Origin of the sequence: Flavihumibacter sp. UBA7668, assembly GCF_002483205.1 — a bacterium.
Taxonomy (GTDB): domain Bacteria; phylum Bacteroidota; class Bacteroidia; order Chitinophagales; family Chitinophagaceae; genus Flavihumibacter.
This window is the reverse complement of sequence record NZ_DLHM01000002.1, coordinates 448,191-462,796: the sequence shown is the minus strand read 5'-3', so window position 1 is coordinate 462,796 and position 14,606 is coordinate 448,191. Positions and strand designations below refer to the sequence as shown.

Here is a 14,606-nt window from a genome sequence, read left to right as displayed (position 1 = left end):
ACCCTTTTTTGGATCAATGATTTCAGGGAAGCATGGGGCATAGTGGCATTTACCAAAGAGAATGAAAAATATATCCGCAAAGGCCAACCGCTGTCCATTACCAGCGAACTGATGCCGGAAAAGAGCTTTACAACCAATGTTCAATTCCTGGAGCTGGTGTATCAGGGCGGGCAAAAATTCAGCCAGGCAAGGGTGTATTTACCCAATACCTCGGGGATACTTAAACAAAATTCCCTGATCACAGCCACGGCATCCGTAACTGCCAGTTCCCTTACGGTTCCGGCAGGCAGTGTCTATTATCTTGGAAAGGTAGCCATTGTGTGGGTGCGGGCCGGTGTCACAAAGGACGGAAGCAACATCTTCCAGTCAAGGGTGGTACGGATCGGTCACCGGGATAACGAACGCGTCGAAATACTGCAAGGACTGCAAAAAGGAGAATGGATAGCCAGGGATGCTGCTTACCTCGCAGACGGGGAGACAATTATCAAATATTAATGCTGTAGGTATGAACAAGAAAATATGGATGATCATTACTGCGCTACCGCTCATTGTTTCCATTGCTTCATGCACCGGAAAGGATGGGGATGCACAAAAGCCGGAACATAGCCAACATGGCGCGGACGCACCGGCACCAGAAAAAATGGAGATGGTGACGCTTTCAAAACGGGACGAACAGTATGCCAACATTACGGTGGACACGGTAAAGAGGCAGGCTATTTCGGAATATACCACGCTGGTAGGCACTACCAGCATTGACGAACGTAACGTAAGTGTTATCACATCACGCATCAGGGGAAGGCTCGAAAAATTATTTGTCCGCAATCCGCAGGAAAACATCAGCAAGGGCATGCCCTTATATGCCATCTATAGTGAAGAGTTATTGTCTGATGAAAATGAACTGCTCAATGTACTGCGGCAGGAGGTGCAACTCGCCGATATGAAGCAGGTAATGGCGCAACTGGTGGAAGCGGCGAGAAAAAAATTACTGTTGTGGGGATTATCGAGGGAGCAAATCACACAGATCGAACAAAGCGGCGAAGCCTCCCCTTTGATTACCATCCATAGCCCTATCGGGGGCACGCTGGTTGACCTTTCTGTAAGCGAGGGTCAGTATGTGGAGATCGGAACCCCGCTTTTCCGGTTGGCAGACCTGTCACAATTATGGATTGAAGCCCAGATGTACACCGGTGAACTCAGGTGGTTAACGGAACAGCCCATCATTACTGCGGATTTTGATGCCTATCCCAACCAGGTATTTTCCGTTACACCGGTGTTCGATAATCCTTCCGTGGAACCAGATCAAAAGATCAGCCTTGTAAGATTTCTGATCGGTAACAAAAGCGCTTCGCTAAAGCCGGGTATGATGGCATACGTCAATATTAAACGGAATCAAAAATATACGATGGTCATTCCCAAGTCTTCCATCCTGGTCGGCAACATGGTAACGGCATGGGTGAAAAAAGGCGATGGGATGTATGAAAACCGGGTCATTCAATTAGGCATTCAGAATAAAAAGGAAGTGGAGGTGACCGGTGGCCTCAAGGAGGGCGAACTGGTGGTAACCAGTGGCGCTTACCTGTTAAACAGCGCATTGGTGCTGAAGAAGGGCACCGGCATGGAGGGAATGAAGATGTAACAGCGTCTCCAAATCGCCAACAACAGAAGGAAAGTATTGCGCCAGCCCTGGACTTCATTGCCAAAGAAAACGGAGACAGACAGGTGCGGATAATTTGTAAACAGTGACTAAAACCGAGCACGTCAGTAATACTGCTTTGACTTAATAAATAAGATATGTTACTACAAGAATTTAATAAGGTGAGCAAACCCTGGTCAGTTGACCGCTCAACCATCCTGAATGAACTGGATACCACGCAGGAAGCCGGGCTTACTGCGGCGGAAGCCGAACGCAGGCTTTCCATTGCGGGGTACAACAGGATTGAATCGGGGAAAAAAGTAAGCCCGCTCATGATCCTGGTCAACCAGTTTATCAGCCCGTTTGTGCTGTTATTGGCCATTGCTGCAGGGCTGTCGTTTTTCTTCCAGGAATGGCTCGATGGGATTGCCATCATCGCCGTGATTGTGATCAATGCCGTCATCGGGTTTTTGATGGAGTTTCAGGCGGAACGCTCAATGGAAGCCTTGAAAAAACTAACCACCGTACCGGCCCGCGTGCTGCGAGATGGGACGCTTGGTGCAATATCTTCCGAGGAGCTGGTACCGGGTGATATTTTATTTGTGGAAGGCGGAGACATGGTTACAGCAGATGCCAGGCTGATCAGTTCGGCTCAATTACAATCGGATGAATCCGCACTTACCGGCGAGTCCTTGCCGGTGGAAAAACAGACCGGCCAATTGTTGGAAACAGTTCCCCTGGCCGAACGGGACAATATGCTGTACAAAGGCACTTTTGTAACAAAAGGAAATGGTTTTGCCGTTGTGGTGCGCACCGGCATGGCCACCGAATTGGGAACCGTTGCCCGCATGGTGCAACAGGCGCAGCAATCGGCTACACCGCTTGAAAAGAAAATACAGAAGCTCAGTAAGAACCTGCTATGGATCACCGTGGGGCTTTTGGTTGCCATATTTACTGCCGGGATATTAAACGGGAAGGATTTTGTACAGATGCTGGAAACCTCCATTGCCCTTGCCGTTGCCGCAATTCCTGAAGGGCTGCCCATCGTTTCCACGTTAGCGCTGGCATTCGGCATGTTACGGATGGCCAGGCACCAGGTCATCGTAAAGAAGCTGTCATCGGTGGAAACCCTGGGTGGTACCAACGTGATCTGCACCGATAAAACCGGGACACTTACACAGAACAAAATTGAAGCGGCCTTCATTGAATTTAAGGAGGGCAGCTCCCGCATAGAAGTGGACGTTGCAGGCTGTGTGATACGCTTTAAGGATAATGATCAGTTGCCCCATTATCCGGCTTATGCGCATTTGCACCAGATTGCCGCCCTGTGTAACACCGCAACGTATCAGTATGATGCTACCTCGGCCAAAGAATCGGGTGACCCGCTGGAAGTGGGACTACTCAAAATGGTCTATTGTTCACCCGTTAAACCGGATGAATACCAACGAACTTTTTCAAAAATAAATGAAGTGCCTTTTTCTTCCGATACGAAGGTCATGGCTACCCTTCACCACAAAGACAGTGACTATTATGTAGCCGCAAAAGGAGCAGTGGAAGAACTATTATCCTGCTGTTCATCCGTACTGGAAGGAAGTGATGTTATTCCACTGACTGAAGAAAGAAAAACAACATGGCTATCCAATGCCGAAAAGCACGCCCAATCCGGGTTAAGAATGCTGGCTTTTGCTTTTAGAAGCGCTGATGCGGAAGAAGAAGATTTCTTGCATCATCTTACATTGGTAGGCGTGGTCGGCTTTTTAGATCCGCCCCGCCCAGAGGTACGTGCGGCCATTCAGGAATGCAGATCAGCAGGCATAAAAGTGGTGATGATCACCGGAGACCACCCGGCCACCGCTAAGAACATTGCCATGCAATTGGGGCTGGCAGAAGAAAGCGATGAGGTAGTTCACGGAAACAGCATGAAGCCCTACGATCAACTGACGTCGGAGGACAAGCAAAAGTGGCTGCAATCCCCTGTATTTGCGCGTGTATCTCCGGAACACAAGCTGGACCTGGTGACCCTGTTCCAGGCAAATAAAATGGTAGTAGGGATGACCGGCGACGGCGTTAATGACGCTCCAGCCCTGAAGAAGGCAGATATCGGTATCGCTATGGGACAAAGGGGTACGCAGGTGGCGCAGGAAGTAGCAGATATGGTCCTGAAAGATGATGCCTTCTCATCCATCGTCCTGGCCATCAAACAGGGGCGGGTAATTTTCGATAATATCAGGAAATTTGTGATCTACCTGCTGTCCTGTAATCTCAGTGAACTGCTGATCATTGCCACTGCATCCATTCTGAATTTGCATTTTCAGCTTTTTCCGCTCCAGATACTTTTCATCAATCTTGTAACAGATGTATTGCCAGCGCTTGCCCTCGGTGTCACCGAAGCGCCTGCGCATATCATGCAGCGAAAACCTTATTCGGCCGGTACACTGATCATTGATAAAAAAAGATGGACAGCCATTTTTGCCTATTCTACGGTAATCTCCATTACCACCATCGGCGCGGTACTTACCAGTCACGAGTGGCTGCACAAGCAGGAAGGATGGAACGGTGAGCTGTGTAACAATATGCTTTTCTATACCCTTATTTTTTCGCAGATACTCCACGTCTTTAATATGTCATTTGAAAAGGGCGTTGCATTTTATAAATCAGAAGTGTTCCGCAACAGGTATGTATGGTATGCAGTGCTGGGATGTATAGTTATAGCGTTGCTCTCTTACTTCCTTGTTCCGTTGAGAAAAGTCCTTGAAGTTTCAATTTACGGATGGCAGGATTGGTCAATCGTCATTGTGTTCTCCTTTCTTTCACTCATTATCAACCAGGCTTTAAAAAGAAGCCGCTGGATTATATGAGCTGTGAACGGATAACAAGTTGTAAGCAACCTTAAAGACAACAGCAAAAACTCAATAGCACATGCGGGATAACAACAGAAATATAAATGTTACAAAGGCATCCGGTATCAGGGTGCCCTTCAATAAGAACAAATTGAAACAGTCGCTGCTCCGCTCAGGAGCCAGCAGCCAGCAGGCTGAGGATATTGCCAATGAAATAGTGAACAGGCTGGTAGATAATATATCTACTAAGGAAATCTACAGGAAAGCTTTCCGGTTATTGAAAGACAGGTCGCGTCCAATGGCTGCAAGGTATAAACTGAAGCGTGCCCTGATGGAATTAGGCCCTTCGGGTTTCCCCTTTGAGCAGTTCGTAGCAGAATTACTGACATACAAAGGGTATAAAACTGAAGTTGGCGTAACCATACAGGGGCATTGTGTGAAGCACGAAATAGATGTTATAGCTGAAAAGGATGACCAGCACTTTATGATCGAGTGCAAGTTTCATAATCAACAGGGTTATATATGCGATGTCAAGATTCCCCTGTACATACAATCCCGGTTCCTGGATGTGGAGCGCCAATGGAAACAGATCGACGGGCATGACAAGAAGATCCATCAGGGCTGGGTGGTTACCAACACCCGTTTCTCAGACGATGCCGCACAGTATGGCAGGTGTGTGAACATGAACCTGGTCAGTTGGGATTATCCTAAAAATAACGGCATAAAAGACTGGATCAACCTGTCTGGACTCCATCCCGTAACAAGTCTTACCACGCTCACCGGAAAGGAAAAGCAAGCGCTGCTCAACAGGAAGATTGTTTTATGTAAGGCCCTGCATCATGGTGAGGGTATTTTGGAAAGCATCGGCGTAAGACCACCCAGGTTGCAAAAGGTATTGGAAGAATGCGCTGCACTGTGTCAAGCGCTTGAAAAATCATATAGATACTAATACAACAGATATGGAAAAATCAGGTTTAAAAATACAATTTTTAGGTGCTGCGCAAACAGTAACCGGCTCCAGGCACCTTGTTTCCGCTTATGGCAAAAACATCCTGGTGGATTGCGGCATGTTCCAGGGACTAAAGGAACTCCGGCTGCTTAACTGGCAACCGCTCTCTTTTCCTGCTAAAGACATTGATATCGTTTTACTGACGCATGGGCATTTAGATCATACCGGTTTCCTCCAGCGTCTCGTAAAGGAAGGCTTTTCAGGTAAGATCATCGCTACGGCCCCTACACTCCAGATCGCGGAAATTATTTTAAAGGACAGCGCAAAAATCCAGGAAGAGGACGCCTTGCGGGCTAATAAGCATAAATACACTAAGCATAGCCCCGCTGTTCCGCTTTACGGGCTGCAGGATGTGGACCATACACTGCCGCTTTTTCAGACCGCGCCATTGAACCAGTGGGTGCCGTTTGGCGAGCAGATTAGTTACAGGTTCAGGTATAATGGACATATCCTGGGAGCAACCTTTATCGAGCTGCGGATCGGGGAGAAAACGATTGTGTTTTCAGGCGATATCGGCCGCAAACAAGATCCGCTGCTTTTTCCACCGGAAAAACCTGAGAAGGCGGATATCCTGTTTATCGAATCGACCTATGGTGACCGGCTCCACCCGAAGGAACCGGCAATGGATATTTTAGAACGCATTATCATTCGGGCTGCATTAAAAAAAGGCACCATCGTCATACCAAGTTTTGCTGTTGAGCGCACACAGTTGCTGATGTACCTGTTCTGGCAGTTAAAACAAAAAGGAAGATTGCCCGATATACCGATTTACATGGATAGCCCGATGGGCAAAAATGTACTGGAGGTATTTCACAAAAATGGCACCTGGCATAAGCTGTCTGTCGATGAATGTTCGCAAATGTGCGATACGATCCGGCGTATAACAACGCTGGAAGAAACAAATGCACTGATAAACAGCAAGCAGCCGAAAATTGTGATCGCAGGAAGTGGTATGGCAACCGGCGGACGGGTATTGAGCTACTTTGCAAAGTACCTGGGCGATACGAATGCCACAGTACTGCTGGTGGGCTACCAGGCAGAGGGAACACGGGGCCGCGCTTTACTGGAGGGTGCAAACGAAATTAAGTTGTATGGCAAATATTTCGCGGTCCGCGCAGCCATAGAAAACATCGAAGGCTTATCCGGCCATGCTGATCAGCAGGAACTCATTGAGTGGCTGCAAGAGCTGAAGCAACAGCCTCAAAAGATATTTATCGTACATGGAGAGCCGACATCTGCAAAGGCGCTGAGTGACAAAGTGAAAGAGGTTTACGGATGGGCGTGCGAAATACCCGCATTAAATGACACCATAACAATCAATGAATAAATGGAACATCATCATTCCTACAACACGTTAAGGGTTAAATCTATCGGTATTGATACGTACCGGGAGAACATTGTCTACATGCGTGCTGATTGCCACATATGCCAATCAGAGGGCTTTACAGCACTCACCCGCATAGTGATACACCACCATGAAAAAACCATTGTAGCAACCCTCAACGTGGTTCACTCAGATCTGCTTGCCGTGGATGAAGCGGCATTGTCAATGGAAGCCATGAAAAGGCTGGACGTTGTTGATGGGGACTGCCTCACGTTCTCCCACCTGGAGAACATCAATTCCCTGAGCTATGTACGGGCGAAAATGTATCACGATCAACTGACGGAGCAACAGTTCAATGAGATCATGAAGGATATCGTTGCAGGGAAATATTCTAACATTGAACTGGCTGCATTTATTTCAGCCTGTTCTGACGATAACCTTTCAGTACCTGAGATCATCGGGCTTACAAAGGCCATGATCAATGCAGGACAAAGCATCTCCTGGGAAAAATCCGTGGTACTGGACAAGCACTGCGTGGGCGGACTGCCCGGTAACCGTACCACACCTATTGTTGTCAGCATTGTTGCCGCAGCCGGGCTGACGATTCCAAAAACCTCATCAAGGGCCATTACTTCCCCCGCAGGAACTGCCGACACGATGGAAGTGATAGCACCGGTTGATCTGGATATGGATGAGATCAAAAAAGTCGTTGAAAAAGAAAATGGCTGTATTGTGTGGGGCGGTGCTGTAAAACTAAGCCCCGCAGATGACATATTGATTTCAGTGGAGAAATCGCTGGACGTAGACAGCCAGGGGCAGATGATTGCCTCCGTACTGTCAAAAAAATCGGCAGCCGGTGCCACGCATGTAGTCATAGATCTCCCGGTAGGTAAAACAGCCAAAGTACGCACGCATGAAATCGCCCTCCAACTGCAACATGATTTTGAATCGGTGGCACAGGCCATTGGCCTGCAATTACAGGTCATTATCACCGATGGACAACAGCCGGTAGGAAGAGGTATTGGTCCTGCATTGGAGGCAATGGATGTGCTGGCTGTTTTGCGCAACGAGAAAACGGCTCCAACGGATTTGAAGGAAAGGGCTATTACGCTTGCAGGTGCGCTCCTGGAATTATCAGGCAAATATGCACCCGGAACCGGTAACAATATGGCCAGAAGCATTCTTGAAACCGGAAGCGCCTGGGCAAAATTCCAGGCCATTTGTCAAAGTCAGGGCGGTTTCAGGGAACCTGCATTTGCACCCTACCATTTTGAAGTCTGCGCGGACAAGGAGGGCGTTGTTACCGCAATAGACAATCGTAAACTGGCGCGGGTAGCGAAGCTGGCAGGAGCGCCGCAGTCGGCCTCAGCCGGCATCCTGTTCAATGCGCCCCTCGGCAAAAAGGTGAGCGTGGGCGACACGCTGTTTACCCTGTACGCCCATACAAAAGGAGAACTGGAGTACGCCCTTACTTATTTGAAAACGGATAACATCATTACTATCGAATAAAAAAATCAAAACAATGGAAACAACATTTAAAGATAAAGTAGCCATAGTGACCGGGGGAAGCTTTGGCATTGGCAGGTCAGCCGCCATAGGTTTTGCCAAACGGGGAGCCAAAGTAGTTATTGCCGACTGGGTGGAAGATACTGAAACACTCCATCTTATTCAGGCTTTAGGAGGTGAAGCCCTGTTTGTAAAATGCGACGTATCCAGCACCGAAGAGGTCAGGGAAATGGTGGCTACAACAATTAAAGCCTTTGGCCGCCTGGATTACGCTTTCAACAATGCCGGTATTGAAGGGGTTACTGCCATCACCCATGAATGCACGGAAGAGAACTGGGAAAAAACCATCGGGATCAACCTGAAAGGTGTCTGGCTTTGCATGAAATATGAGATACAGGAAATGCTGAAGCAGGGAAAAGGCGCTATCGTGAACAATGCTTCCATCGCTGGGCTGGGCGGATTCCCCGGATCTCCCGCTTACGTGGCAAGTAAACACGGCGTACTCGGTCTGACCAGGACTGCTGCGCTGGAATATGCCAAATCAGGTATCCGGGTAAATGCAGTTTGTCCGGGAGTTATTCAAACCCCGATGATCGACCGTTTTACCGGAGCGGATCAGGAAACCGTGAAGCAGTTTGAAAGCATGGAACCGATAGGCAGAATGGGACAGCCGGAAGAAGTGGCCGAGGCCGCTATCTGGCTGTGTGCTGATGCCGCTTCCTTTGTGACCGGCAACGCTATGACCGTTGATGGCGGTTGGGGCGCTCAGTAACACAGCGGTTAACCTGAACTGTTGACCAGCACAGCATACTGTTATAGAAAATGATCTTTATTTTTTTAAAACTATTGAGTCAATGAAACCCATAGTATTTGCCCTACCGGGAAACGAAACGTTTGCACAGCAACTTGCTACAGCTTTAGAAGCTGATACCGGGGAAACCACCATACGCAATTTCCCTGACGGCGAAACATACGTCCGCGTATTGACCGACGTAAGTGGCAGGGAGGTGATCTTGGTCTGTACGCTTGATCACCCTGATGGCAAATTGCTGCCATTATATTTTCTTTCTCATACGCTAAAATCGCTGGGCGCAAAATGCACCTGTATTGTAGCCCCGTATCTTGCCTACATGCGGCAGGATAAGGTCTTCCATCCAGGGGAGGGAATAACCTCAGCATATTTTGCCAAACTGATTTCTGGTTTTGCAGAAAGACTTTTTACAATTGATCCGCATTTACACCGGAGATCTTCAATGGCCGAAATTTATTCGGTTCCCTGCATGGTACTGCACGCATCAACTCTTATTTCGGATTATATCCGCGATCATATCGGCAATCCCCTGTTGATAGGGCCTGATAGTGAAAGCGAGCAATGGGTTTCGCAGGTCGCTAAAGATGCCAATGCTCCTTACATAGTGCTGGAAAAAGTAAGAAAGGGGGATACGGAAGTAAATGTAACCGTTCCGCAGGTTGAAAAATACAAGGATCACACCCCGGTATTGGTGGATGATATCATTTCCACTGCACGTACCATGATAGAAACGGTGAATCACCTGAAAAAAGCAGGAATGAAGCCGCCGGTCTGTATTGGTGTACATGCCGTTTTTGCCGGTAACGCTTACCAGGAACTCCAAAATGCCGGAGTAGACAGCATTATTACCTGTAATACTATTGCGCATGCCTCCAATGCACTGGATGTAACAGCACTAATGGCTGCTTCCGTAAACAAGATTTTCCTTTCGTAACTTTGGCAAGGATAATCGTAACAAATTCAATGTCTGTAAATGAACCCTTTAGTATGGTTACCTTATTTATCAAGAACATGGTTTGCGACCGCTGTGTACTGGTCGTAGCCGGTGAGTTAAAGAAAATTGGCATAAATGCCCAAAAAATCACGTTGGGAGAAGTGACCCTTGAAAAGGAACTTACGGCCGATCAAAAGGAGCAGCTTGATCAAGCTTTGCTTGACCTGGGGTTTGAACCTATAGACAGTAAGAAGGGACGCATCATTGAAAAAATAAAAACGGTGATCATAAACATGGTACATCATAGCGACCATGATGAAAAAACCAATTTATCCGATTTATTAAGCAAAGCGTTGCATCATGATTACAATTACCTGTCCAATCTGTTTTCGGAAGTGGAAGGTATCACTATTGAAAAATACTTTATCGCTCAAAAAATTGAGAAGGTTAAAGAATTACTGGTGTACGACGAGCTTTCATTAAGTGAAATTGCTTTGCGTATGCATTACTCCAGTGTTGCCTATCTGAGTAACCAATTCAAAAAAGTTACCGGTCTTACGCCAAGCCATTTCAGACAAATCAGGGAAGAAAAGCGGAAACCGTTGGATAAAGTCTAATTTTATAGGCTAAACCAAATTGGTGTTACGAAGTAGCGGCCTTCCGCAAATGACAAAAGCAAAAGATGGACTGGTGTTTCTTCCCTTGTTTTTCTCCTATCTCCACCGCCAATCAAAGGATTGTTTTGCAGGATCTGTTACCTGGCTATATCTAAAAAGCTGGATGTAAAAATGTGGAAGAAACACGCTATTTTAATGCCCTGTTCGGTACCGTAAAACTCATTAAAGCCATCAAAGATGAATAGCCATCTTCATTCAATCATCCAACAGTATAAAGCTGACAGGGAATCAGTTTATAATACCTGGTTTACTAATAACGAAGAACGTTTGAAAGCATTCCGCTCCATCCGCAGAGGCGTACAGCAGATAGTGGATGATATTAAAAACAAGAAATTCGGAAATGATTTTAAAGGATCTTCTCTCGAATTTGTGCTCACCTGTATCACCGAACAAAAGCAGGTGTTTGAGGGAGCTGCGCACCCCTTCTATTGGAAACCCAAGCTGAGAATCCCCGACATTTACGAAAATGAAACAAATAAGCAGCACTTTGGCCAGTTCCTTGAAAATTGCCTGAATGCAAAAGCAGAGGCGCAAATCATTAAAGAAATTATCCGGCTGGACAGCTACAAGATAAAAGGACTGGGGCCTGCCGTGTCGAACATTCTTTATTTTCTGCATCCCACCATTGTACCACCCTTTAATACAGCTATCCTGAATGGATTCAATTATCTGTTCAAAGACAGGAAGAAATTAGGAAGTTGGAGCGAGTATCTGGCGCTGCGGGAAGTGTTGATCGATACCAATAAGCAATACCGCTCGGAACTTTCGCTGGATTTGGGAGCGATTGCAGGATTGCTTTTTGAAATAGGCACCCAAAAAATCATATTGGGTACAGATGAATATTTATCAGAACCAGAGAGAAAGAAATTGGAAAAGCTGATTGAAAAAAGGCGAGAAGAAGTAGAACATGAAAAAGAGGAAGAGGATCTGCATACAGAAATGCAGTATCACTTACTAAAAATTGGTCACGCTTTGGGGTATGATGTCATTGCGGCTTCCAATGACCGCTCCAAATCACATTGCGGCAACAATTTTTCGTTTATTTGTTTGCACGCATTTCCGGAGATTGATTTAGACCGGGAAACATTGAATACCGTAAAACTGATTGATGTATTATGGTTTCAAAAAGCAACCAATAATGTCATTGCGGCCTTTGAGGTGGAAAAAAGTACCAGCATCTATTCGGGTATCTTACGGCTTACAGATTTGAGTTACACGATCGCCGATGATGACGAAGTCTTTTATCTGATCGTACCTGATAAAAGAGAAAAGGACGTGGTGGGGCAATTGTCACGGCCGGCCATAAAACAGAACAAGGTAATGATCAAGTATATTCTTTTTTCCGATTTGCGCCAACATTGCGACGCCCTCTGCAAATTTGGCGACAGCCACCTGATCATGGAAAAAATTGCAAGAAACGTGGCAACCAGGTAAGCCTGCTCTACACCCAATCATTGTAAACAAATCAGGGAAGATAAACGCAAACCACCGGATCGGGTATGGTACGCTTAAAGTCAGTTCCTGAATAATCCCTGTACCCTTGTGTCACTGTGGTTTATTGGTAAAGCGCTTTAACCATCCTGCCGGGCCGGTTAAATCAAAAATTTACATGTCAAACGATTTGGATACAACTAAAAGCAGTTTGGATACATGCAAGTCCTGATTTGATGGCAATTTTGCAGAGTAAAACTTAAACAGTACATTATGCAAAAGACAATTTTCATCACAGGAGCATCCGCAGGATTAGGAAAAGCCAATGCCAGGTTGTTTCAGTCAAAAGGCTGGAAGGTTATCGCAACCATGCGCAACCCGGAAAAAGAAACTGAGCTGACGAAACTTGACAACGTATCCGTATTACCACTCGACATAACAGATGTGGCTCAGATCAGCTCAACAGTGGATAAGGCCCTTGCTTTGGGTGATGTGGACGTGGTTTTTAACAATGCAGGCTATGCCCTCAGCGGTGCTTTGGAAGCACTCAGCGATGACAAGATCGTTCGGCAGATCGATACAAATCTTTTGGGAGCGATACGTGTAACGCAGGCATTTATACCCTATTTCCGCCAGAGAAAGGCAGGGCTTTTCATTACGACCACATCCATCGGCGGCATTTATACATTTCCGCTAAGCTCCCTGTATCATGCCACGAAATGGGCACTGGAGGGATGGAGTGAAAGTATGTCCTTTGAGCTGGCTGCTTTTAATATCGGTATCAAAACCATAGCGCCAGGTGGCATTATAACAGACTTTATGGACAGATCGCTGGATGCGTTACGTGGCTTTTACGGCACCATAGGCGGAACAAAAAATGGCTTTAGCTGGAATGCCTTTGGTACTTATAAAGGTGCACAAGACTACAGGAACAAGTATGATGGCTATGTCTTCAATTCAAAATTCTATAACAAGAACTTTGGCGGCATGGCAGGATACAGTGGCAATTGGGGATACAGCCGTTTGACGGTAAGTAATTTCGACCAGCATATCGGCATGACGGAAGGCGACCGTGACAGCGCCACCGGCCAGTTTGTAAAAGTGCTGCCGGGTGGCAATGAAGGCATTGCAGACGATAATGACTTCAAAAGGATAAGTATGGAAATTCCCTACCAGCGTATCCGTCACTTCAAGATCGCTTCGACTAATAAATTCAGGATGGGCAGCCATAGTGTTGACCTGGTACTGGGTTATCAGCATAACCAACGGCAGGAGTTTGGAGATATAGATGCCCCGTCCACCCCCGGCCTATGGTTTAATTTGCAAACGGTCAATTATGCGTTAAGCTGGCATTTGCCTCAAACAAAGAATTTCAAGACAACAATCGGCGTAAACGGCATGTACCAGACCAACCAGAACAAGGCAGCCGAAGTATTAATACCCGATTATAACCTGTTTGACATTGGCGGATTTGTTTTCACCCAATACACCAAAAACAAATTAACTGTAAGCGGTGGCATTCGTTATGATACCAGACATGATGACGGTAAAAGCATGGAAGTGGGTGGTACGGAGAAGTTCTCATCCTTCACACGAAATTTTTCCAATATTTCGGGCAGTGCCGGTCTCAGCTATGAGGTATCTAAAAACCTCGCTTTAAAAGCCAACATCGCCCGTGGATTTCGCGCTCCCAATTTCGCGGAACTGGCAAGCAATGGGGCACATGAAGGCACCAACCGGTATGAGATCGGCGACAATAGCCTCAAATCAGAAGTGAGCCTGCAAGGAGATGCAGGCATGGAGTTGACCACAGAACACGTAGCACTCGATGCCAGTGTTTTCTACAACCGCATCAACAATTTTATTTTTTACGAGCGTGTACCCAACAGCACCGGTGGCGACTCTACGATAACCGATCCTGAAAGCGGCGACGAGTTGAACCTGTATCGGTTCGCCCAGCAGACAGCAAGCCTGTACGGGGCGGAATTAAGCCTGGACATCCACCCGCATCCCCTGGATTGGCTGCATTTTAAAAATACCTTCTCTTATACACGGGGTAAATTTGCGCAGGCGCTGGACGGTTCGGATAATATCCCCTTCGTGCCTGCCGCACGCCTGATCACATCGCTTGGGGGAGACTTTTTGCACAAGGGCAATGTGGTCCGTAATCTCCACGTAGGCATTGAAAGCGATTACAATTTTGCACAGAACAATGCCTTTACCGGATACAACACAGAAACGGCCACACCCAGCTATTGGCTGGTTGGGGTCAATGTAACTGCTGATTTTGTGAGCAAAGGCAGAACCCTTTTTACCCTGAGTGTAACCGGGAACAATCTTGGCGACATCGCCTATCAGAACCATTTGAGCCGTTTCAAATATCTGGCGGTCAACAATGTTACCGGCAGGCAGGGTGTATTTGCTATGGGCAGGAATTTTGG

At 46.8% G+C, this 14,606-nt stretch carries 11 protein-coding genes; all 11 read left to right on the top strand.

Annotated elements, in window-relative coordinates:
- Positions 1 to 495 (top strand): hypothetical protein (locus tag B2746_RS05665; protein ID WP_290791821.1); only part of this gene is annotated, 495 nt, incomplete at its 5' end.
- A gap of 10 nt (positions 496 to 505) precedes the next feature.
- Positions 506 to 1,636, top strand: a complete 1,131-nt coding sequence (locus B2746_RS05660; protein ID WP_239597231.1) for an efflux RND transporter periplasmic adaptor subunit — start codon at positions 506 to 508, stop codon at positions 1,634 to 1,636.
- A gap of 155 nt (positions 1,637 to 1,791) precedes the next feature.
- Positions 1,792 to 4,491, top strand: a complete 2,700-nt coding sequence (locus B2746_RS05655; protein ID WP_239597233.1) for a cation-translocating P-type ATPase — start codon at positions 1,792 to 1,794, stop codon at positions 4,489 to 4,491.
- Positions 4,492 to 4,552: 61 nt separating this feature from the next.
- A complete protein-coding gene (locus B2746_RS05650; RefSeq protein WP_239597236.1) occupies positions 4,553 to 5,422 on the top strand; it encodes a restriction endonuclease in 870 nt (289 codons plus the stop codon).
- 10 nt (positions 5,423 to 5,432) lie between these two features.
- Positions 5,433 to 6,809, top strand: a complete 1,377-nt coding sequence (locus B2746_RS05645) for an MBL fold metallo-hydrolase RNA specificity domain-containing protein (RefSeq protein ID WP_239597239.1) — start codon at positions 5,433 to 5,435, stop codon at positions 6,807 to 6,809.
- A complete protein-coding gene (locus B2746_RS05640) occupies positions 6,810 to 8,315 on the top strand; it encodes a thymidine phosphorylase family protein (RefSeq protein WP_239597241.1) in 1,506 nt (501 codons plus the stop codon).
- 13 nt (positions 8,316 to 8,328) lie between these two features.
- Positions 8,329 to 9,084 carry an SDR family oxidoreductase gene (locus tag B2746_RS05635; RefSeq protein ID WP_239597244.1) on the top strand — a complete coding sequence of 252 codons (756 nt, stop codon included), beginning with the start codon at positions 8,329 to 8,331 and terminating at the stop codon, positions 9,082 to 9,084.
- Positions 9,085 to 9,166: 82 nt separating this feature from the next.
- A complete protein-coding gene (locus tag B2746_RS05630) occupies positions 9,167 to 10,057 on the top strand; it encodes a ribose-phosphate pyrophosphokinase (protein WP_239597247.1) in 891 nt (296 codons plus the stop codon).
- 53 nt (positions 10,058 to 10,110) lie between these two features.
- Complete coding sequence (locus B2746_RS05625; protein WP_239597250.1) at positions 10,111 to 10,674, top strand: helix-turn-helix transcriptional regulator; 564 nt, start codon at positions 10,111 to 10,113, stop codon at positions 10,672 to 10,674.
- Between the two features lie 237 nt (positions 10,675 to 10,911).
- Positions 10,912 to 12,168, top strand: a complete 1,257-nt coding sequence (locus B2746_RS05620; protein ID WP_239597253.1) for a type II restriction endonuclease — start codon at positions 10,912 to 10,914, stop codon at positions 12,166 to 12,168.
- A gap of 270 nt (positions 12,169 to 12,438) precedes the next feature.
- On the top strand, positions 12,439 to 14,606 hold a 2,168-nt coding region (locus B2746_RS05615), incomplete at its 3' end, for an SDR family NAD(P)-dependent oxidoreductase (RefSeq protein WP_290791813.1).

Excerpts from the sequence above, each read along its gene's own strand:
- B2746_RS05660 (WP_239597231.1), top strand. The coding sequence starts at position 506 with ATGAACAAGAAAATATGGATGATCATTACTGCGCTACCGCTCATTGTT.
- B2746_RS05640 (WP_239597241.1), top strand. The coding sequence starts at position 6,810 with ATGGAACATCATCATTCCTACAACACGTTAAGGGTTAAATCTATCGGT.
- B2746_RS05630 (WP_239597247.1), top strand. The coding sequence starts at position 9,167 with ATGAAACCCATAGTATTTGCCCTACCGGGAAACGAAACGTTTGCACAG.
- B2746_RS05620 (WP_239597253.1), top strand. The coding sequence starts at position 10,912 with ATGAATAGCCATCTTCATTCAATCATCCAACAGTATAAAGCTGACAGG.
- B2746_RS05625 (WP_239597250.1), top strand. The coding sequence starts at position 10,111 with ATGGTTACCTTATTTATCAAGAACATGGTTTGCGACCGCTGTGTACTG.
- B2746_RS05635 (WP_239597244.1), top strand. The coding sequence starts at position 8,329 with ATGGAAACAACATTTAAAGATAAAGTAGCCATAGTGACCGGGGGAAGC.
- B2746_RS05655 (WP_239597233.1), top strand. The coding sequence starts at position 1,792 with ATGTTACTACAAGAATTTAATAAGGTGAGCAAACCCTGGTCAGTTGAC.
- B2746_RS05650 (WP_239597236.1), top strand. The coding sequence starts at position 4,553 with ATGCGGGATAACAACAGAAATATAAATGTTACAAAGGCATCCGGTATC.
- B2746_RS05645 (WP_239597239.1), top strand. The coding sequence starts at position 5,433 with ATGGAAAAATCAGGTTTAAAAATACAATTTTTAGGTGCTGCGCAAACA.